The sequence below is a fragment of the Xanthomonas sp. GPE 39 genome (assembly GCF_000963005.1).
Lineage (GTDB): Bacteria > Pseudomonadota > Gammaproteobacteria > Xanthomonadales > Xanthomonadaceae > Xanthomonas_A.
In genome coordinates, this window is record NZ_JZHZ01000007.1 from 2521137 (window position 1) to 2543412 (window position 22276).

Annotated in this window: 15 protein-coding genes; 7 read left to right on the forward strand and 8 right to left on the reverse strand. The window is 63.2% G+C overall.

Going from position 1 to position 22276, the window contains the following annotated elements; translation table 11 throughout:
• Positions 1–4: 4 nt before the first annotated feature.
• Genes XALGPE39_RS10490 through XALGPE39_RS10500 form a run of 3 tightly spaced genes read right to left on the reverse strand, consistent with a single transcriptional unit; the run spans position 5 to position 2419 of the window.
• Positions 5–601, reverse strand: a complete 597-nt coding sequence (locus XALGPE39_RS10490) for a hypothetical protein (protein WP_045728127.1) — start codon at positions 599–601, stop codon at positions 5–7.
• Positions 598–2061, reverse strand: coding sequence for a TonB family protein (locus tag XALGPE39_RS10495; RefSeq protein WP_045728128.1), 1464 nt, complete (start codon positions 2059–2061; stop codon positions 598–600). The genes XALGPE39_RS10490 and XALGPE39_RS10495 overlap by 4 nt, the downstream gene beginning before the upstream one ends.
• Positions 2051–2419, reverse strand: a complete 369-nt coding sequence (locus tag XALGPE39_RS10500) for a BlaI/MecI/CopY family transcriptional regulator (protein ID WP_045728129.1) — start codon at positions 2417–2419, stop codon at positions 2051–2053. The genes XALGPE39_RS10495 and XALGPE39_RS10500 overlap by 11 nt, the downstream gene beginning before the upstream one ends.
• Before the next feature lie 109 nt (positions 2420–2528).
• Here XALGPE39_RS10500 and XALGPE39_RS10505 point away from each other — a divergent pair, with 109 nt between their 5' ends.
• The 3 genes from XALGPE39_RS10505 (at position 2529) to XALGPE39_RS10515 (ending at position 8733) form a co-directional block, all read left to right on the forward strand.
• A complete protein-coding gene (locus tag XALGPE39_RS10505; RefSeq protein WP_045728130.1) occupies positions 2529–4475 on the forward strand; it encodes an acetyl-CoA hydrolase/transferase C-terminal domain-containing protein in 1947 nt (648 codons plus the stop codon).
• A 213-nt stretch (positions 4476–4688) separates the two neighbouring features.
• Positions 4689–5867, forward strand: a complete 1179-nt coding sequence (locus XALGPE39_RS10510; RefSeq protein ID WP_045728131.1) for a phosphatidylinositol-specific phospholipase C1-like protein — start codon at positions 4689–4691, stop codon at positions 5865–5867.
• Positions 5868–6009: 142 nt separating this feature from the next.
• Entirely contained in the window at positions 6010–8733 is a 2724-nt protein-coding gene (locus tag XALGPE39_RS10515) for a TonB-dependent receptor (protein WP_045729145.1), read from the forward strand.
• 307 nt (positions 8734–9040) lie between these two features.
• Here the strand turns inward: XALGPE39_RS10515 and XALGPE39_RS10520 are convergent, their stop codons facing one another.
• From XALGPE39_RS10520 to XALGPE39_RS16245, 4 genes are all read right to left on the reverse strand, one after another.
• Positions 9041–9409, reverse strand: a complete 369-nt coding sequence (locus XALGPE39_RS10520; RefSeq protein WP_152624883.1) for a hypothetical protein — start codon at positions 9407–9409, stop codon at positions 9041–9043.
• 4 nt (positions 9410–9413) lie between these two features.
• Positions 9414–11108, reverse strand: a complete 1695-nt coding sequence (locus tag XALGPE39_RS10525) for a type IV secretory system conjugative DNA transfer family protein (RefSeq protein WP_045728133.1) — start codon at positions 11106–11108, stop codon at positions 9414–9416.
• Positions 11109–11210: 102 nt separating this feature from the next.
• Positions 11211–14024: a hypothetical protein gene (locus XALGPE39_RS15725; protein WP_152624884.1), complete on the reverse strand. Its 2814-nt coding sequence runs from the start codon at positions 14022–14024 to the stop codon at positions 11211–11213.
• Positions 14021–14884, reverse strand: a complete 864-nt coding sequence (locus tag XALGPE39_RS16245) for a hypothetical protein (protein ID WP_200893878.1) — start codon at positions 14882–14884, stop codon at positions 14021–14023. The genes XALGPE39_RS15725 and XALGPE39_RS16245 overlap by 4 nt, the downstream gene beginning before the upstream one ends.
• 510 nt (positions 14885–15394) lie before the next feature.
• Between XALGPE39_RS16245 and XALGPE39_RS10540 the strand changes: the two genes are divergently transcribed.
• From XALGPE39_RS10540 to XALGPE39_RS10555, 4 genes are read left to right on the forward strand one after another with little or no spacing between them, the layout of a single operon-like run.
• Positions 15395–16132: a DUF3348 domain-containing protein gene (locus XALGPE39_RS10540; RefSeq protein ID WP_045728134.1), complete on the forward strand. Its 738-nt coding sequence runs from the start codon at positions 15395–15397 to the stop codon at positions 16130–16132.
• Positions 16133–16142: 10 nt separating this feature from the next.
• Positions 16143–18239, forward strand: a complete 2097-nt coding sequence (locus XALGPE39_RS10545) for a DUF802 domain-containing protein (RefSeq protein WP_045728135.1) — start codon at positions 16143–16145, stop codon at positions 18237–18239.
• Positions 18236–18886 carry an OmpA family protein gene (locus tag XALGPE39_RS10550; protein ID WP_045728136.1) on the forward strand — a complete coding sequence of 217 codons (651 nt, stop codon included), beginning with the start codon at positions 18236–18238 and terminating at the stop codon, positions 18884–18886. Before XALGPE39_RS10545 ends, XALGPE39_RS10550 begins: the two co-directional genes overlap by 4 nt.
• Complete coding sequence (locus XALGPE39_RS10555; RefSeq protein ID WP_045728137.1) at positions 18876–19568, forward strand: DUF2894 domain-containing protein; 693 nt, start codon at positions 18876–18878, stop codon at positions 19566–19568. The genes XALGPE39_RS10550 and XALGPE39_RS10555 overlap by 11 nt, the downstream gene beginning before the upstream one ends.
• Positions 19569–20135: 567 nt before the next feature.
• Here XALGPE39_RS10555 and tkt read toward each other — a convergent pair.
• Complete coding sequence (gene tkt, locus XALGPE39_RS10560; protein WP_045728138.1) at positions 20136–22136, reverse strand: transketolase; 2001 nt, start codon at positions 22134–22136, stop codon at positions 20136–20138.
• Positions 22137–22276: the final 140 nt, after the last annotated feature.

Genomic DNA, 22276 nt, shown 5'->3' on the forward strand with positions numbered 1-22276 from the left:
GCATTCAATGCGCGCGACCGCGCTGCATGCGCCCGCCCTGCACCGTGGCCTTGCCTTCGCGCACCGCGAACGTGAACGCATACGCCAACGTCACCGGCACGTCCTCCACCGACGCGGCATCGTCGCAACGCCCCTCCACTGCCGGCTGCTGCGCGGGATCGGCATAGGTACAGATCGCCGCCGGCACGAAGCGCCAACCCGCCACCGCGTCGCGCACCGCCTGCTGCAAATCGGCCATCTCCACCTGCGCCCCCGCGCTGCACTCAGGACGATCGTTCAGCGTCTCGCTGCGTTCCACCGCGCCCTGTGCGGACAGGATCACCCGCACGCACAGCATGGTCGGCGACAGACTGCGGCGCGGCGAATCGGCGGGCAACTGCGGCGTCGGCGTCTGCAACGGCTGGGGCATGCGGAAGACCTGCTGCGACTGCATCTGGTAGCGCAGCACCTGCGCCGCACCGGCAGCGGCGGACACGCGGTTGTCCAGCCTCTGCTGATCCACCGAGGCCAGGCGCTGCGGCGATTGCGCCAGCTCGCGCGGGGCCTGGCTGGCACAGCCCGCTAGGCATAGCGGCAGCAGTAGCGGCCAGCGCGCGCTCATCGCACCGCCGTGGTTATGCCGCACAGCGGCAGCGCCGCGCGACCGCGCGTGTCTGGAATCAACTTGTCGCACAAATCCGCCACCTCTTTGCCAGCATCCTCGCCTAACCGATACCAGCGGTAATCCCCGGCATCGGCAACACCCGCCGGCGGCGACACCGGATCCATGTCGACCTCGAAAGTGACCGGAACCTTCAACATGGCAGCAACCGCTCGGCCATGCGCCATGGCCGGGTTGAAGCGCCATTGCCAGGCTGCGGCGGCCGCAGCGGCATCCAACGCCGGGCTGCCGCTACCGTGGTCGAGCACACGCACCGCGCGGACTTTACCGATCGCATCCACCTTGAGCAGCAGCACCACCTTGCCGGAAATCCCCGCGCGCACGGCCGCTTCCGGATAGTGCGGCGGGGGCATGAAGCGCGCCGAGGGAAACCAGGTGACGGCGTCCGCCGCCGGACGTTGCGTCTCACGCGGCGCAGGCTGATCCAGCCTGTCTTTCACCACGCCAACAAGCGCCACGTCGCGGGCCATCGCGATGGCAGGCACGCTGGAAGCAAGCACCAACGCCGTGACGCTGCCACCCAGGACAGCCAGCGCGACCACCGCAATGCCGACACCGCGCCGCCAGCCGCGCACGGCTGGCCGTTGCAGCAGCACGATGCGTTGCCGCAACAGCGCACCCGCCTGCCAATGGCAACCGACCGGCAACGCGACCGCATCCAACTGCGTCTGCAGCATCGCCTCGGCATAGCTGCGGCGCGAGCACGGATGCCGTGCCAGCACCGCCGCATCGCAGGCCAGTTCCTGATCGACGCAGAAGCACGTCGCCGCCCAATGCAGGAGCGGATTGAACCAGTACACGCAGCGCAGTGCCGCCAACAGCAGATTGCAGCGCGTGTCGCCACGGGCGATGTGCATGCGTTCGTGCGCCAGCACCAACTGCGCCTGCTGCGGCGGATAGCGCTCGGCAAAGTTCGCCGGCAGCACCACCTGTGGGCGCCACGCGCCCAGCACCAGTGGACCATGCAGCGCATGTTGCGCGATCGACACGCCCGGCTCGCTCGACTGCAAACGGCCCAGGCTGCGGCGATAACGGCGCTGTTGCCGCCACAACAGCGCCGCCATCGTCATCATGCCCAACGTCCAGAACGCCACCAGCCAAACCGCGCTTGCCCCCGTCGCCAGCGATGCAGCGGCGGCGGACGCATCCGCCACGGCGTGCGGAGCACCCACCCGCACGCTCGGCATCGCCACGGTAAAAGCCGCCGGCAGCGGCGGGTGCCAACCGCCCGGCAGCAGCGTGGCGAGTATCGCCAACGGCACCACGATCCACAGCACATAGGCAATGCCGGCACCGAAGACACGCCGCATTGGTGCGCGCAATGCCAGGACCGCCACGATCGCCCCACTGCCGGCTAACGCCGTCGTGGCAATGCTTGTCACGATTGCTTCAATGCTCATCGTCCAGCTCCTGGATCAGTCGTTTGAGTTCGGTGACATCGGCATCGCTGAGCTTGCCGCGTTCGCTGAAGTGCGCCACCAGCGGCGCGATGCGGCCACCGAACAGGCGCTCGAGCAAACCTTCGCTCTGTTGCTGCACCCATTGCGCGCGCTGCAAGAGTGGTGTGTACAAATAACGCCGGCCTTGTTTGTCGGCACGGATCGCGCCCTTGTTGAGCAAGCGGTTGAGCAGGGTCTTGACCGTGGGCTCGGCCCAACCGCCATGCCCCGACAAGGCCGCGAACACCTCCTCGGCGCTGAGCGGGTGCCGCTCCCACAGCACCTCCATGACCACGGCTTCCGCCTCGCTGATCGACATACATTTACACCTGTAATTTTTATCGATTACATGAGTAAACGGATCTATTGTCAAGCACTTTCGTCATCCGATGCGGGCACGCTCAACGCCCCTCGCCTAAGCTATCGCGATGACCGACCACTTCGACGATCTCGACGCCGCTGTCGAGCTGATCCTGCAGCGCATCCCCGGCCCGCTGCGGATCGGCGCGCCACTGGGCCTGGGCAAACCGCACCGCCTGCTCAACGCGCTATACACGCGGATCCAAGCCGATGCCACGCGGCCCATGCAGCTCTACACCGCGCTGTCGTTGCATCCGCCAGCACCCGGAGGCGGCCTGCAGGGGCGCTTCGCACGGCCATTCCTGCAACGCCATTTCGGCGAGGATTTCCCCAAACTCAAGTACGTGGAAGCACTGCGCCGCGACGCGCTGCCGGCGCATATCCAAGTGGAAGAGTTCTACATGCAGTCCGGCGCGTTGCTGCGCTCGACCCAGGCACAACGCCGCTACACCAGCCTCAACTACACCCACGCCGCCGACGCGGTGGCGCAACGCGCACCGAACCTGATCGTGCAGAAGGTCGCGCGTGCGCCCGACGGCAATGGCCTATCGTTCTCCTGCAATAACGACATCACCCAGGACACGCTGGACGCACTGCAACGGCGCGGCTTGCCACGGCCGCTGCTGGTGGCCGAGGTCGATCCGCAATTGCCGTGGATCGGCGGCAGCGCCGCGGTGGACCCTGCGTTCTTCGATCTGGTGCTGACGCCGCCTGCACCATACCCCGCACTGTTCGGGTTGCCGCGACATCCCGTGGCCGATACCGACTACGCCATCGGCCTGTATGCCAGCACCCTGGTGCGCGACGGCGGCACGCTGCAGATCGGCATCGGCACGCTGGCCGATGCGCTGTGCCACGCGCTGGTGCTGCGGCATACCGACAACGCACGCTATCGACAAGTGCTGGCAGCGCTGGATCCCGCACTGGAACAGCATCCGACGGTCCGCGCCTGCGGCGGGTTGGCGCCGTTCTCCGTTGGCCTGTTCGGGTGCAGCGAGATGCTCAACGAAGGCTTCCGACAACTGGTCCAATGCGGGGTGATCCGCCGCAAGGTGCTCGACGACACCGCACTGATGCAACGCGTGGCCGACGGCAGCGCCGATGCGCAGGATCTACAGCGGCTGCAACGCGACGGTGAATACCTGCAAGGTGCGTTCTATCTTGGCTCGCCCGCGTTCTACGCCTGGCTGCGCGACATGGACCCGCAAGCGCGCGCGGGGATCGGCATGCACCGCATCAGCGAGATCAACCAGCTCTATGGCAATGAAGCGCTGCGTCGTTTGCAGCGACGGCAGGCGCGCTTCTTCAACTCCTGCATGATGGTCACCGCACTGGGCGCGGCGGTGTCCGATGGGCTGGACGACGGCCGCGTGGTGTCCGGCGTCGGTGGTCAGTACAACTTCGTCGCCATGGCGCATGCACTGGAGGATGCGCGCAGCGTGCTGATGTTCCGTGCCACCCGCAGCGACGGCGGCGCAACGCACTCCAATGTGCGCTGGAACTACGGCCACACCACCATCGCGCGCCATCTGCGCGATCTCTACGTCAATGAGTACGGTATCGCCGACCTGCGCGGATCGACCGACGAGGACTGCATCGCCGCGATGCTGGGGATCACCGACGCGCAAGCGCAACCGGCGCTGCTGGCCGAGGCCAAGCGTCACGGCAAACTGCCGGCCGACTTCGTGGCGCCGCCGCACTGGCAGCGCCAGCGTGCCGCGCGCGTGCGCGACGCGCTAGCGCCATTCCGCGCCGACGGCACCTTGCCCGACTATCCACTGGGCAGCGACTTCACCGAGGTGGAACAACGCCTGTTGCGTGCGCTGAGCTGGCTGCAAGAACGCACCGCCAGCACCGGCGCGAAAGTACTGACGCTGGCACGGGCATTGCTGACGCACCACGACGCAGATCCCGCCTGCCTGCAGCGCATGGCACTGGACAGCCCACGCACGACCGGCGAACGTATTCAGGCACGGTTACTGGCATTTGCATTGAAACAAACCTCCTCGCCCTGATCCGCTGGACTGCATCGACAGCGGCCGGAAAACCTTGCAGGTCGGCGTCACGCGGCGGTTCTGCAAGGTGGTCCTGGCGCGGCCATCATGACCGGCGATGCCAAACCCTATCGACGAACGCGATCCGCGTTACACGAAAATGAAATAATCGAGAAAGAATAGCGTCAAGCAAGACTGTGATGATGTTAATGAATTTTTATCTTGTATTGCTGCATGCACGCTCATTGTTCTTTTACGTCGTTGTCGCCGCTGTCCGATCGCACCGCCTCCGCCACGCCACGCCCGCAGCGCACAGCGCTGGCCCGCATGCTGATCGCGTTGCTCGCCGCCGCCGCGCCGATGGCGTTGCAGGCAGCGCCAAAACTCAACGAATTGCAATACATCGGCAGCCACAACAGCTACCACGCTGGATTCGCGCCTAGCGAAGCCACGCTGTTGCAGCGCATGGATCCGGCGATGTTTGCGACACTCAATTACCGTCATCCACCGTTGACCCAGCAACTGGACGACGGTGTGCGGCAGCTCGAACTGGACATCTATGCCGACGCCAAGGGCGGGCGCTACGCGCACCCGGCGCTCATCCAACAGATCGCCAAGGCTGGGCTGCCGCCGGCGCCGGCCTTCGCTCCGCCAGGGGTGATGGAACGTCCGGGTTTCAAGGTGCTGCACATCCAGGACCTCGACCAACGCAGCACCTGCCAACCCCTCGTGGCCTGCCTGCGCGAAGTGCGTGCCTGGTCGAAACAGCATCCGGGTCATGTGCCGATCTTCATCCTGCTGGAAACCAAGGAATCGCCCATGCAACTGGCGTTCCCGACGGTCCAGCCGGAACCGTTCAATACCGCCGCGCTGGATGCGCTGGATCGCGAATTGCGCTCGGTCTTCAAGCCCGGCGAATACATCAGCCCCGATCAGGTGCGTGGCAAGGCGCCCACACTCAATGCCGCGATCCTGGCCCACGGCTGGCCGTCGTTGGACGATGCGCGCGGCAAGGTCGTGTTTCTGTTCGACCAAAGCAGCGTCGGCCACGATTATCTGGCCGGCCATCCGGCGTTGCGCGGCCGGGTGTGCTTCACCAATGCGGTGCCCGGCGAGGCCGATGCGGCCTTTATCAAGCGCAACGACAGCAGTGCCGAAGAGATCGCACGCCTGGTCAAAGCCGGCTACTTGGTCCGCACCCGGACCGATGCGGACCTGAAAGAAGCCGAGCACGGCGACACCGCGCGTCGCGACGCCATGTTAGCCAGCGGTGCGCAACTGCTCAGCACCGACTTTCCCGATCACGAGCCCGCCGCTTCCGGTTATGTGGTGCGCTTCGGCGAGCACATGGTCGCGCGCTGCAATCCGCAACTGCCGAACACCCACTGCCAAGGCGTCGATCTGAGCCACTGATCGACATCCGCCACGCAACAGCACAGCGAAAACAGCGCGCATCCTCAATAAAGCGATGGAAAGCTTGAGCGATTGCGCGTCTGTCGCCGTGCGCGCGCAGGCGGACGCAGACGTTTCTTTTCCAACCCCACGAGTCTTCAACATGCAACAGATGCAGCATCTCGGTCGTTTGACCTGCGCCATCGCCACCGCGCTGGCGATTTCCGTACCAGCCTATGCGGACGAAGTCAGCGACCGCAACACGACGACGCTGGACTCGGTCAACGTGCAGGCCGCGCAAGCCGCCGCACCGGGATCGCTGGACGAACAACGCATGTCCACCGGCGTCAACAGTGTGATGAGCAAGCAACAGATCGACGCGATCCCCTCCGGCGGCATCGCCGACGTGGTCTCACATCTGCCTGGCTTGTCCTCCTATAGCGATATGCACCTGGGCCAGGCCACCACTGGCGAGAACGCGTATGTCAGCATCCGCGGCCTGGACGCCAGCTACAACGCCTATTCCCTCAACGGTTTCAGCATGCCCGAAACCGACTCCTCCACCCGTGCGATCTCGCTGAATATGCTCGCGCCGTTCGGCATCCAGTCGGTCAACGTGTCCAAGTCGCCGACATCGGATATGCCGGGCGACGCCACCGGCGGAGCAATCGATATGCGCACTCCGAGCGCGTTCGATTTCAGCGGCGACTTCTACGGCAAGACCACCGCGCAGGGTCAACTCAATGCGCTGGCGTCCAAACTCGGCGGCAAAGACAAAGGTGGCATGCTGCAGCAGGAATTGGCCTGGAAATTCGGCGAAGACCATGCCTTCGGCCTGTATGCCTCGGCGTATTACGGCAACAACAACAATATGGCGCAGGCACCTGCGCCCAATAGCAAATATGTCCCGCTGGACCCAAGCCAGGCCAACGCCAGCGACCTGCGCAATGTCGGCCCACTGATCGACACCCGCTACAAGTACAGCATCTACACCAGCCAGATCAAACGTTACGGCGCCAATCTCAGCTTCGACTGGCAGGGCGAAAACAGCGCGCTCTATGCACGCGCCATCTACGGCAACTACAGCGTCACCGGGCAGCAGGATCAATCCAGCGCGCGCCTGGAAACGGTGAACAATCAACCCACGGCAGTGCGTGGCGGCTACTTCAATACGCACGACATCGACGAGACGCTGGCGACGCTGCAACTGGGCGGACAGACCACGCTGGACCGTCTGCATTTCGACTACGGCACCTCGTTCGGACGCGGCACGCGCAGCCGTCCAGACTATGTATCGGCGAGCCTGTACGGCTTCACCCCCGGCAGCTTCGCCTTCGATCTCAGCGACACGACGTATCCGAGCATCGAGCAAAGCCCGCAGAACCTGAAAGACTTTTTCTACAACCTGAATTCCTCGCTGTTCTGGAAAACCCAGGGCCATGACGCCGGCAGCCACGATAATCACCTCAATGCGCACACCGATATCACCTATCGCGTGGATGGCGATGTGCTGGACAACGTCAAGACCGGCCTGGCCGTGGACCACTCCGACCGTGGTGCCTACGATCATCCGTTCTTCCACAAGGATGGCAACCTCATCTACAACGGCCCGTATTTCGGCGGCCCCAACTACGTATTCCCCAACGCGGGTGGTCCGCCGCTGGGCGCGCTACCGGGACGCCTGACCTACAACGCCTTCGATGGTCACTACCACGGTCCGTTCAAGATCCTGGACCGCGACTGGGTGTTGGCGCAGGCGGTGCCCTACAAGTACGCCAACGATCCGACCGGCGCGGGCGCCTATACGGCTAACGACTACAACGCCAATACCACATCGAGCACCGAAGCGATCTATTCCGGTTACACGATGGCCACGCTGCATTTCGGCGCGCTGAGCATCGTGCCTGGTGTGCGCTACGAACTCACGCGTTATTCGGCCGATTCCTGGCAATCCAACGGCGATGGCAACACCGGCCGCTTCGTCGGCGCTGGCCGCACCTACGCCGAAGTGCTGCCTGGAATCAATTTGAACTATCGCCCGGACGACTTCACCGTCTACCGCGCCTCGCTGCGCCGCAGCCTCAGCCGTCCGGCCTTCGGCCTGATCTCCGGCGAAACCGTCTATACGATCGACCCCAATCAGAAAGTCATCGGCATTTCCAAGCCCAATCCCAATCTGCAACCGAGCACGGCCGACAACCTCGACTTGTCTGCCGAGTTCTACGATCACAACGGCGGCGTTCTCAGCGCATCGACGTATTACAAGCGCATCAACGGCTTCATCTATACCTCGCAATCGGCCACCAGTAACGACAACACGCTCGGCGGCCTGGTCCCCACCGGCACCACCTTCGAGAACGGCGTGCCGGTGACCATGCCGCAGAACGGCGGCACGGCCAAGTTGTACGGTGTGGAGTTCAACGGCAGCAAGCGCTTGCAGAACCTGCCCGGGGTGTGGAGCAATTTCGGAGTCAGCGCCAACCTCACGCTGCAACACAGCGCCGCCGACAGCAAGCGCACCGATCAACCGGAAAAAACCTGGCTGCCGCGCGCACCGGAACGTATCTACAACCTGGATCTGTTCTACGACGACAGCCGGCTGCGTGCCGACCTGAGCTACAACTACACCGGCCTGCAGTTGCTCGGCCTGACCAGCGACCGACTGAACTACTACCTGCAACCGGTCAAATCGCTGGACTTCACCGCGACCTACCACCTGCCGCACGGCATCGATGTGGGAATCGCAGCCAAGAACCTGCTCAATTCCGCGACCTTCTACGAAACCCAGGGCAAGTCCAGCCGATACATGGCCTACGACCCGGGCGCCGACGGTGCCTACGTGGAAACCGGACGCGTGTACATGCTGACCCTGAGTTACACCTACTGATGACCGCCCCCATGCCTCCGGCGCGCTGCGCCGGGGGCGTAGTGGTCGAATGGCCGCAACGCCTTCGCCGTGATTTTTCGAATAAAACAGCAAAACGCAGTATGTGCTTGGCTTTCATGAATTTTGACTCGCGCTCCTAGAACAAAACTCAAGCCCAAGCACCGATGACACTGCCCCTAATACTTATTTTAGGAATTGGCAGAAATCAATAGGATTGCCTAGCGCGCGATTGCGGCGAATTGTCGGCTCGCCGCCCTATATGGCAAACCGCCAGCGTCAATGATGCTGGGATTGCGGCTCCGCCGTTTTAGTCATCGTCTTCATGGTGTTGCGCATAGAAATCTGCCGCCGCCTCGATCAGGTAGGTATAGCGCTTCACCATCGCCTGCCAAGCAAGCGCCTCCAATTGATGTTCGGCGTGGATATCCTCCGGCACCTCGCTGACCTCATCGATCAACTTTGGGACTTCGTGATTCCACCAACGCAGCATCATGTCCGGTCGCGGATGCGTGCGTATCAGCGACTCCACCAGCGACTGCATCGCTGCGAACTGACGCACCGTGCGGATGCGCTGACCTTCCAGGAAGTGGATGCTCTTCTTGTGATCGAGCAGCGCCTTTTCCAGTACATCCAGGCGCTGGCTCAGGTCAGCACGCCCTCGACCGAAAAACCTCACGCGATTACGCCCCGCCCAGCGCGAGTCGGGGCACATGCGGTGCTTTCAGCAGCAGCGGCTTGAAGTAGCTGTCCTTGTAGTAAAAGATCTTGTCCGCCAGGATCGGATAGCCAACCCCCTCGATGAACACGATGGCTTTCTCCGGTGCCAGTCCCTTGACCTCATCCGGATTCATCAACGGACGCCGATCCAGCACCTCGGTATAGCTGTGGCTGTTGCCTTGGCCGTAGGATTGCGTGCGCTGCCGACGGCGCACCGTGGTCTCGCCCAGCATCTTCGAGTATTCCTCAGCATCGCGCTGTTCTCGTGGAGTAAACACGATCCGCACGCCGAGATTGGTAATCAGGCCGCGCGCTGTGTCGGCACCATAGACTGATTCCAACTGCGCAATCGACTGGATCACAATCACAATGCGGATGCCATAACCAGCGACCCAGCCCACGGCCACCGGCACGATCTCCACGCGGCCCAGCGCGGTGAATTCATCGAGCATGAACATGCACTGGTATTTCAGCTCTGGGTTATGTTCGGGCAACTCGCGACCATTGAGTTTGATCGCCTGTTCGAAGAACAGATTCAACACGCCTTTGGCTTCGATCAGCTTGGCCGGACTGACGCCCACGTAGATCGACTGGATGGTCTTGCGCAACTTGCTCAGGTCAAAATCGTTTGCACTGGTCGCCGCATCCACAATCGGGTTACTGAAAATGTTCAGCGGTGCTAGCGCCGTTTCGATGGCGGAGGTGAACGTCTCAGGAGCCAGGCCGACCAGGTTGTTCAGACCGGTCCGCGCATGCGTGCCGAGCGTGGGCTGGCTGAGTAGCTCGCCCAGGTAGTGCTGCATCGACTGACCGGGTTTGAGGTGTGCGCCGGCGAGCAGCCGATAGACGCCCCCAAGTGTGGGCAAGCCCGTTTCAAATCCAGTCTCCTTCTTGGAAACATAATCGTCAAACAGGCATTCGCAGGCAGCCACAAAGGTCTTGCGGCCCATTGCCGGCCAGAACGGATTCTCGCCGCTCATCTCCTTGTACAGCGTGGCGGCGATGGCAACGATGTCGCCGTTACGATGGTTCGGGTCCAGGCGCACATAGCCCAGCGGATTCCAACGGTGCGTACTACCGTCGTCGCTAAACGGATCGAACAGATACACCTGGCCGTATTTGGCGCGCTGGCCAGCGGTTTTTTCCCATGCCTCGCGCTTGACGTCCAGGATCACCGCCGACTCCAGCCATGCCAGCAAATTCGGAATGACCACGCTCACGCCCTTGCCGCCACGGGTACTGGCCGCCAACAACAAGTGCTTGGACTGGATGCGGATGAAGCGGCGACCGAAGCGGCAGGCAATCAATCCACGCGGATCGTCCTTCAGCACATCGTGCCGGGACAGATCGCCGCTACGCGCCCAGCGCGCATTGCCATACAACTCCCGCGCCTTCGTCCGCAGCATGGCATACACCATGATGAGGTAGAGCATGACAGGCAAGCCGAAGCCGCAGATACCCGACAGCTTGATTTTCATGGCATACGGATGCCACGCGGGTTGATCGACCACCTGCCAATAGCGCCAATAGGTCAGTAGTTGTACCTGTGCGTGTTCTCCGAGCAGAGTCAGCACCAAAAAGCCAGACAGATACAGCCCAGCGATGGCAACGGGTAGCAACGCGATGACAGCGGTAATGGCTTTGGTACGCGAATTCATCGGGGGACTCTTCCTTGGGGAATCGGTGGAAATCGGGCGTGAGAAATGCGGCTTGGCGCATGGTCGTCCATGCGGTGTGTCTGGATGGTCTACGGTTGCCCCCTACAGCTTCATGACCATGCCCTGCCCTTGCATCTGCGCCGCGCGCTGGGCCTGCATCGCCTGCTCGGCGAGCCGCTGCTGCTCCACGCTCTGCAATTGCTGGCTAGCCTGGGCCACGTCCGGCGCTTGCGTCAGTTGCGGTGCATTGACCTGCGCCCATAGCTGTCCGTGGGATTTCGCCAGGTAATTCGGCGTCTGAGTCGTATGGCCTTGCGGCAGGCCCAGATAGATCTTCTCAACTTCGGTATGACCAAACTTGCGCGTCTCCACGACCACTTGTGCCGCATGACGGTCCAACTGCTCCGCATCCGGCACGGGACGACCCCAGCGTTCATGCGCATCGGCGATGGCATCGCGCGCCTGGCCGAACAGCGCATGACTCGCGTGCGCCGGATGGCGCATATCCTCGGCGGTGATCGCCACGGGGGCGATGGCGCGGCTTGGCGGCGCAGGTGCATGGGTCGCTTCGCGTGCCCGCCAGTTCGCGGCATGCTGCTCGGGCGATTGCGCTAACGCCTGCTGCGGATCGATCCGCAGCACCTTGCTCTTCTCGTACACCGAGAACGGATTTTCGTAGGCAAGCAATTGGCCTTCGTGTTGTTTGAAGCCTTTGATGCTGTGTTCGAAATTCTTATCGATGCCCAGGGTATTGGTGAACGCGGCAGCCAGTCGTTCCTGCTGCTCCGGGCCGTAGGGTAATTTGTCACCATTCCTGGGCACGTCGTGGGACTGCGCGAGGGCGTCCTTGAACAGGGTATAGCGTGGGTGGAGCGGGTGGTCCGGGTGACGGAAGTCTTGGAGATGCTCATCCGAACGCGGTATGCGCGTCGGCGGGGTGTACAACATCGCCTCGCCAGCTTGGCGCTGTTCGTGTTGATGCGACCGGGTGTCTTGGCTGTGGCGCTGTTCGTGTTCGCGTTGCTGCGCATCCATGATTTGACTGTGCAACTGGGCATGTTGCTGCGCGAGGCGGTGTTGCTGCTCGCGCGCTGCCTGCGCCTGCTGTTCCTGCTGCTGCAGTTGCGCGATCCGCGCCTGTTCCTGCATGTCCACGCTGGCCGGTTTTTCATGGGCCGGGTTGCTGTGAGCGGGTGGCGGTTGTGTCTGCCGATGAACTTGCGCCAGGTGCGCCGCCTGCTGCTGCGCCTGTCGTATGTGTTCCTGGCGCAGCTGGGCGGCATGGTCTTCCTGCAGGCCCGTGTGCCTGTCCATGGCCTGGGGCGGCATGGCGGATGCGGCGGCGGATGAGGATGAAGATGAAGACGTATCCGCGTTCGTCGCTGTGGGAGGGATGGACGCGGCTTGCGCGCTGTGCTGGAACAACTGACCCGGATGCGTCAGCGTGTCGTAGGCTTGCCCGGCTGCGTGTTCGACCACGTCGATGCCGGGCGAGACGATGTATTTGATCCCGTCGTATGTTTGCCCAATGGCCTGTCCGGCGGATGAATGTGCGGCGGACTGCGCGCCATGATAGAGATCGACCGCCTGATTCACGACGTTGGTCCCTGCCGCCTGGACGTCAGGGTCGTGGATGACCCGCTGCGCCGCGTCGGCAACATAGTGTGCACTCTGTTCGACGGCGTGCTTGGCCGACTCGAATTGATCGCCGACGAAGTGGCCCGCCGCCTCTGCAGCGCGCCCGTGCAAGTGCACCGCTAAGCTTGCCGCCTGACCGACCAGCGGTGCCATGGGACTCAAGGCAAGGCCAGCCACACCCGCACGCTGTGCATCCGAGGCCATGCGCTCGTCCATGTCGTGTACCGCATGGCCCACCGAGCGTGCGGCATCGCCGGCATCGTGCAGGCCGCGTGCCGTGATCTGCACGGACGCGTGATGTTCGATGGCCTCGCGCAGCGATGGGTCCACGTTCAACGCCAGGTATTCGTTCACCTGCCGCTGGATATCCGCTGGCAGGTGGGTTTGGTCAGGGTGTGCGCGTAATTGGCGCAACGCCTGGGACAATTCGGCACGTTCGTGAGCAACCTCCCAGGTGAAATGCTCGAAGGCACTCTGATGGTCAGCGTAACGCTGCGACGCTTCACTGAAACGCTGCGGGGCAAGGACGTTGTCCGGACTTTGGCTGCCGAAGTGCTGGGCAGCGCCGTGGTCCCCCCATCGCGTTGCCATCAGCACATTCGGGGGCGGTGCGCCGACGGGCGCATCCAAATACCGGCCAGCGCGCAGACTCTGCACATCGTCATGACTGGCTAACGACACCGTGCTGCCGACATGAGGACTAGAGGCACTCACAAGATCGTTAGCCATGCGGTAATTGGTGACGTGGCAGCCAGGCTGCGGGGTGCCATCGGTCAGCGCCCGCGCGCCATAGGCGTTGTAGGTGGAGCCGGCCAGGCCGTATTTGGCCGCCTCGATCTGCGCCAGCGCGCCGCCGAGGGAGTGACCGGCGACGGTCACGTGGTCTTTGGGGATACCTCGTGCAGCGGCCTTGGCCAGCATCTGCGCGGTGAACGCATCGGCGGCGGCCTTTTGTGGATTGACGGCGTCGCGCAACATCGTGGCATCGACGGCGATGTCCTGGAGGGTGGTAAGCGCATGGCTTGCTTTTTCCGCCTTGGTCTCGCCGGTAAATAAATCCGTATCGGTACCACGGTAGGCGATGATGATGCGATATGGCTTCTCCAGAGTCTGATATGCCGTAGCATGAAATCCGGTTATAGGATCGTTCGCGTAGCCAAAGACGGTATAGTCTGTACCTCCTAGAGGTATGTGTTTGATACTGTCAACTTCACTCTGTGAACGGTTTTTATAGGAATTAACAGCAGCGTCGGCACGTGCTTGATCGGTAGTGCTCATAGCTTGGCTTCCCTGACAGTAATGGTGACTTGGAAGTGAGCATCTGGATGTTGAAGCGCATCGTCGTCGTCTCCCGCGAGGGTTTGAGCACCATACTCAACGAGATGCTGATCCCCATATGCACTCTTCTTGAAGTAGAAGGTCTGCTTCTCCTGGTCCGCATTCAGAAGCGTATTCAACAGACGACCCCAATTGAATCTGACCCCCTTGCCAATCGCCGAAATGCCAGCACCGGTTGCATCCCAGTGGCACACGCCAAGCTTGAAGTAGTCCTCATCCAGCAAGGCGTCGCGGTAGAAATATCCCTTCCACGTGTGATCGTCCACCTGTGTCATAGGAACATCGAGTCCAGTACCAGGCACTTGCCGCACACCAACGAACGGCATCATTGGCACACAGTTCTCATTGATGACGTCATACCCGATATACGCCTTAATGGAATCCCACGGCCCCGGCGCATGTGAGGTGGCAATCACTTCGTAGCGTTTGACCGGATGCGGATTGAGGTGACCAGTAGCGCCGTCATTGCCGACATCGATGCCTTTGGAGCAGCCCGCAGCGGTCAGGGCCAGCGGCATGATGGCGGTGGCGGCAAGGTGGTGCAGTTTCATCGGGTCGTCCTCGGGGGAATGGGTCGCGGATGCGGCGGCAGGCGGGTACGGCAGTGGCGCGGGTTTACGCTTGGGTTCCACCGGCAATCCGCCAGATGGCAGTGGCCCCAGCTCGGCGCGCACCCGCGCATTGATGATGGCCATATCGCGCAGTAGCTGCAGATCGTGCAACGGATCGCGCACGTTGAGTTTGCGCGGGCGATAGGGGTTGTCGCTGTGATCGTCGTGATCGTCGGTGTCCTGGCTCATCGCGCGTTACCTTTCCTTTTGATTTTGAGCAAGCTTCCCCACTACGCCTGCGATCTTACGACAAAGGGCCGATGCCGCCGCTGCATGACCTGCCCATGGAGTCGGCAAGGCCATGGTTTCACCTGTGGAAAGGGAGAGAGACAACCTACTGCCCAGGGCGTGATCGCGATAGCGAGGTGACGGATTAACGCTGCTCAGACGCCCTTAGCCCCGCGTCCGGCATGCACAGCATCACGCAGGCATTAAGCGATAGACATCGGGGAGCTGGCTAGCGTTTGGCATAAGTTTTCCTACAGCATCGCTTCGCACCAACACGGCACTCGCAATCAGGTCACTTCCGAGATGTGTCGACGAGTCGATTGGGCGGGCCATACCACCGCCGAACCCGCAGCCTGCCGGCATGAACGACAGGATCCTGCCAACAGCCCATTTCTGACCGACGACGACAACGCCAACGCCAACGGGCGAGTCTTTCATTCGCGTGTAAAATGCTGCGTTTTGATCGCTCGCATGCAGAAACACTCCCCACGGTCGCCTGCCCCGGGTCCGGCCTTCATTCGCCAGCTCGCGCGTTTCAGTGACGCGCAGTTGCCAGCGTCCAGCCCCCCGCTGGCCGACCGGCTCGGCCAATGGATCGACTGGAACCGCGCGGTCGCCGTGTCCAGGGCATTGGACGGGACATTACCCACCGCCACCACCGCCGAGGCGCCCGACGTCGCTGCGCTCCAAGCGCAATGCCGCCACGCGCGCGCGACATTGGAAGCGACCATTGCCAGCGACCTCGCCCAGGAAACCGGCAAGCCAAAAAACACGCGGCAGACCGACACCGCCATGGCCGCCATAGAGGTGATCGACTATGCCCCGTTCCAGCAACGCTATCTGTCGCTGCAACGGGCGATTCTCAGCGCTAGCGGGCGACTGCGTGGGCTGCTGCGCGACGCACTCGCTCAAGTCTCGGCAGACATGGCACGGCTGGCTGAAGTGGACGCGGTCATGGAACAGACCCTGAGCCCGCGCGAGCAAACCTTGCTGGCGACCATCCCCACCGTGCTCGAACAGCATTTCCAGCGCCTGCGCGCAGCAGGACGCCAGCACGACGCCGATGCCCCCACGCACACCCTCCCGGCAACGCCCGACGACGCCTGGCTGGAGCGCTTTCGCCAGGACCTGCACAGCCTCCTGCGCGCCGAGCTGGACGTGCGCTTCCATCCCATCGAAGCGCTGCTAGCCGCGCTTCGCAGCCGTTGATCGAACTCTCATGCTCAAAAACTTTTTCCATACCACCGTCTTCCTCGCCGGCCTCGCCGTCGTCTGCTGGATCGGCTGCGGTTATCTCGGCTCCAACCCGCTCGGCGCCGGCTTCGCCATGCTGATCGGCGTGTGTTATATGGCTGGCGTAGCGGAGTTGTACCGCTACCGTCAGGCCAGCGCGACTCTGGTGCAGGCACTGGACGATGCCGACACCGCACGCACCAATCTGGACGGCTGGCTGCAACGGCTGGACCCAAGCCTGCGCAACGCGGTACGCCTACGCATCGAAGGCACACGCGCGGCCTTGCCGGTACCCGCGCTGACCGCGTATCTGGTCGGCCTGCTGGTCCTGCTGGGCATGCTCGGCACCTTCCTCGGCATGATGGCCACATTGCGCGGCACCGGTCTGGCACTGGACAGCGCGAGCGACCTGGACGCCATCCGTGCCGCGTTGGCCGCACCGCTCAAAGGCTTGGGATTTGCCTTCGGCACCTCGATCGCCGGCGTGGCCAGTTCGGCAATGCTCGGCCTGCTTGCCGCGCTGTGCCGACGCGAACGGCTCCACGCAGTGCAGCGACTGGACCTGCTCGGCACCACCGCACTGCACGCGCATTCGCAAGCGCATCAACGCAACGCAGCCTTGCAACTGCTGCAAACCCAAACCGCACTGATGCCGACCCTGGTCGAACAGCTGCACACGCTGATGAGCGCACTCGAACACCATAGCGCGACCAGCGGCGAACGCCTCGCCGCTCACCAAGACGCCTTCCACCACAGAACCGAGGCCACCTACACGCGTCTGGCCGGCACAGTCGAGCAGGCACTGCAGACTGGCGTGGACGCGCACGCACGCGCGCTAGGCGACGCGCTGCAACCGGTGGTGCAACGCACACTGGACGGCGTGGCACGCGAGAGCGCGACGCTGCAAGCCAGCGTCGGCCAAGCGGTACAACGGCAACTGGACGCCCTGGCGAGTGGCTTTGCGGATGCCGCCGCACATGCCGCGCAGCGCTGGGACACCGCACTGGCCGAACAACAACGCAGCAACGCCGCGTTGCTGCAAGCGTTGGGCAGCACCCTGCAACGCGCCGGCGACGGACTCGAACAACGCACCAACACATTGGTAGAAACGCTTTCGGCCCGCTTGCAGGCCGCCAGCGACGATGCCCGGCAAGCCTGGCACGATGCGCTGACGCAACAGCAAGCACTCAACGATACCCTCGCCGCAGATAACGCCAAGGCGCTGGACACGGCAGCGTCGAACCTGGAACAACGCGCCACCGCAAGCGCCAACACACTGCGGCAGGCACACACCGAATTGCAGGACGCGCTGGAAGCACGCGATCAGGCACGTCTGAGCGTGTGGACCGACAGCTTCGCGCGTATGAGCGCCACGCTCAGCGAACACTGGGAACACAGTGGCGAGCGCATCGCCCAGCGCCAGCAGGACATCTGCGACACCCTGCAAACCACCGCCACGGAGATGTCCGCACAGAGCCAGGCGCAGGCGCGCGAGACCATCGCCGAGATCGCACGCTTGCTGCAAACCGCATCGGAAGCACCGAAGGCCGCTGCCGACGTCCTCACCGAACTGCGTCAGGCGCTGTCCGACAGCATGGTCCGCGACACCGCCATGCTGGACGAACGCAACCACCTGCTGACCACGCTGCACACCTTGCTCGACGCGGTCAATCACGCCTCCACCGAGCAACGCAGCGCAGTGGACGCGCTGGTCACCACCTCGGCGGACTTGCTCGAACGCGTCGGCACCCGTTTCAGCGACCGCATCGAGGACGAAAGCGGCAAGCTCGGCAGCGCGGCGGCACAGGTCGCCGTCGGCGCCACCGAGGTGGCCAGCCTGGGCGAAGCCTTCGCCGGCGCAGTACACGCCTTCGGCGCATCGAACAGCGCCTTGCTGGAACGGCTGCAAGGTATCGAACAGGCACTGGAAAAATCCCTGGCGCGCAGCGACGAACAACTGGCCTACTACGTGGCGCAAGCACGCGAGGTCATCGACCTGAGCATGCTCTCGCAGCAACAGATCACCGAGGAACTGCGGCAACTCGCTGCACGTCACACGCATGACCAGGCCGACGCGACATGAGCGATGAACTGGACATCGAAGCCGAGGCCGGCACGCCGATCTGGGCCGTGTTCGGCGACCTCATGTCGGTCCTGTTCGGCGCGTTCGTGCTGATCCTGATCGGCGTGATCGGCGTGCAATTGCAACTGTCCAACAAACTGGACGCGCAGATGCGCCAGCAACAACGCCAGGCGCAACAGCGCAAGACACTGGAACAGGCACTGGCCGTACCACTGGCGGCGGGTCGGGTGACCCTGGTCGATGGCCGCATCGGCATCCGCGGCAGCGTGCTGTTCGCGCTGAACTCCGACCAGTTGCAGCCGGAAGGCCGTGAATTGCTCAACAGCCTTTCTACACCGCTGGCCAGCTACCTGAAAGCACGCAACGAAATCCTGATGGTCAGCGGCTTCACCGACGACCGCCAAGTGCGCGAGGGGAACCGCCAGTTCGTCGACAACTGGGAACTATCCGCCGAGCGCGCCCTGACCGTGACCCGCGCGCTGATTGATGCCGGCGTACCGGCAGACGCGATCTTCGCCGCCGCATTCGGCGCGCAGCAGCCTGTGGCGTCGAACGCGGACGACGCCGGACGCGCCAGCAACCGGCGCGTGGAAATGGCGCCGCTACCGCGTCCGAACAAAACCGCCGCGCCAGCACATGCACACTGATTCCAGCGACCTCGCCGCACGTCTGGCAGCCTGGCGCGTGCAGCAGCGCGAACGTCAGAACACCCTGCACGCGCGCTTCATCGACGCACTCGCGCGACGGACCGCGCATCACCACGGTCAGGCGCGGCACCTGTTGGAACAGAAGTTGGTCGCGCTGCTCGACGCCGAGCAACAAGCCAAGGTGCCACCGCAGAGATGCGCGACGGCGGCGCCTGCCGCCGAGTCCGACGCTGACGCCGCATCCACCACCCAGACAATCACCCGTGCGCGGCAACCCGGGCCGCTCGGCGCACTGCTGGCGCAGCGGCGCGCACTCGCAGCCGACATGCTGCATCCCGATACCATTCCCTCTGCGCTCACCCCAAGCTCAGCACCGCAACTGCAAACACTCGAAGATGCGCGCCGACTGTGGGACGCATTACGCAGCCGCAGCCAACTGCGGCAGTCGCTGCAACAGGCACCAACCGACGCTGGGCCGCTGAATTCAGGGGTGCTGGTCCACCGCGCACTGACACTGATGCGCACGCTCTCGCCCGGCTATCTGCAGCACTTTCTGTCCTACGTCGATACGCTTTCCTGGCTGCAGCAACTGCACGAAGACGGTGTGCTCACCAAGGCACCCGCCCCCAACACCACGCCCACCACGAAGCCGGCACGCAGCAGATCGCGCAAGCGCGGCTGAGCCTATCCAATATAGCCACCGCGCGGCGATGGCAGGACCGATTATCGCTACCGCCATGGCGCGCTCAACGCATTGAGCCCACGCCGATCAGGACAATGCTGCATACCGGAGTAGCACACTCCAATCTAGGCAATCGCCTGATAGCCAGCGCATGCTCCGCCGCGAATTCTTGGAGTATCGTGCGCGAAGAATGACGCCACCATCGCGAAAAGCAAGACACTGCCCGAACTCGACTCAGCGCAGAAAATCTGCCCTGTACCAAGCGCGCGTCGCAGTCATGCGAACCTTCCGCAAAGCGCTGCTGTGCAATGGCATGGCCTGAGCGAACAACGCAGCGCAGCAACGCTTCCAAAGTGGCGAGGCAGGCCACACTTGGAAGCGATCAACAACCTCTACACCTCCATGGACCCGGAGAACCGACCGGCGAAGGTGTTCGATGCCGATGGGCTGAACAACATCAGCATGAACAAGCAACAATGCAAATAGCCGCGTAGCGAATCGACGCGACACACAAACAGCCGGCCAGCCTGTGTCGGCCCGCTGTTGCCGACAAGTGACAGGTTCGCCCTACAGCGCGCGCGCTGCCGCGACCACATGCTCAACCGTGATCTGGAAGTGCTTGTACAACACCTCCGCCGGCGCCGAGGCGCCGAAGCTGTCGATACCAATCACTGCGCCGTCCAGGCCAACGTAGGCACGCCAGAAGCCGGTGACACCAGCCTCCACCGCCACACGCTTGCGCACCGCCTTCGGCAGTACCGACTCGCGGTAAGCAGCATCCTGACGGTCGAACACATCGGTGCATGGCATCGACACCACGCGGGTCTTCAAGCCTGCGGCGTCGAGCACCTGCTTCGCCTCCATCGCCAGACCAACTTCCGAGCCGGTGCCGATCAAAATCACATCGGGTACGCCACCAGCGGCATCGGCCAACACGTAACCACCGCGCTCGATTTGCTTGATCTGCGCATCGCTACGCGCTTGGTGCGGCAGATTCTGGCGACTGAACACCAGACAGCTCGGGCCGTCCTTACGGGTGATCGCGGCCTTCCAGCTCACCGCAGACTCGACCGTATCGCAGGGACGCCACACATCGTTGTTGGGGATATAGCGCAACGCGGCCAGGTGTTCCACCGGCTGATGGGTCGGGCCATCCTCGCCCAGGCCGATCGAGTCGTGGGTGTACACGTGGATCGCATGCGCCGGGATCAACGCGCTCATGCGCAGACCATTGCGGGCGTAATCGCTGAACACCAGGAAGGTGGCGTCGAACGGAATAAAGCCGCCATGCAGCGCCAAGCCGTTGGCAATGGCGGTCATGCCGAACTCGCGCACACCGTAGTACACGTAGTTGGCATTGGGATCGTCGCTGGCGACCGACTTGCTGGATTTCCACAGGGTCAGGTTGGAGTGAGCCAGGTCAGCCGAGCCACCCACCAATTCCGGCAGCAGCGGCGCGAATGCCTCAATCGCCATCTGCGATGCCTTACGCGAGGCGATGCTCTGGCCCTCGGCGGCCTGCTTGGCGATGTAGGCATCGGCCTGGGCGATGAAATCCTCCGGCAGTTCGCCGTGCGAGCGCCGGATCAGCTCCGCCGCTTCGGCCGGATACTGTTTGGCGTATTTGTCGAACGCCTGCTCCCACTCGGCCTGACGCAGCGTGCCACTACCACCGGCGCGCCAGCCAGCGTAGATTTCTGCCGGAATCTCGAACGGGCCATAGGGCCAGTTCAACGCCTTGCGCGCGCCCTCCAGCTCGTCCTTGCCCAACGGCGCGCCGTGCGAGGATTCCTTGCCGGCCTTGTTCGGCGCACCGAAGCCGATGGTGGTACGGCAGCAGATCAGTGTGGGCTTATCGCATTCGGCCATTGCGGTCTCGATCGCCGCCTTGATTGCCTCGGCATCGTGGCCGTCCACGTCGCGGACCACATGCCAGCCATAAGCCTCGAAGCGCGCCGGGGTGTCGTCACTGAACCAGCCGGCAGTGTTGCCGTCGATGGAGATATGGTTGTTGTCCCAGAACGCCACCAGCTTGCCCAGGCCCCAAGTGCCGGCCAGCGAGGCCGCTTCGTGCGAGATGCCTTCCATCAGGCAGCCGTCGCCCATGAACACCCAGGTGCGGTGATCAACGATCTGATGCTCGGGCCGGTTGTAGCGCTGCGCGAGCAACTTCTCGGCCAGCGCGAAACCAACCGCGTTGGCAAAGCCCTGACCGAGCGGCCCGGTCGTAGTCTCCACACCGGGGGTTTCGCAGCGCTCGGGATGGCCAGCGGTCTTGCTATGCAACTGACGGAAGCGCTTGAGTTCCTCAATCGGCAAGTCGTAACCGGACAGATGCAGCAACGCGTATTGCAGCATCGAGCCATGACCGTTGGAGAGGACAAACCGGTCGCGATTGAACCACTGCGGATTGTTCGGATTGTGGCGCAGGAAATCGTTCCACAACACTTCGGCGATATCGGCCATGCCCATCGGCATGCCAGGATGACCGGACTTGGCGGCCTCCACCGCATCGGCGGCGAGGAAGCGAATCGCATTGGCGAGTTGGCGGCGGGTAGGCGTCGTCATGAGGGCTCTGTCGGCAGCGGGCGCGTGGCGTCGGGCCTGCCATTGTCCCACAGGCGGCGACACGGCATGTCGGGGCGGCACATACCATGCACTTTGCGCAGGCGCGAGTCAGCGAGCACCCAACATCACGGCAATGTCGC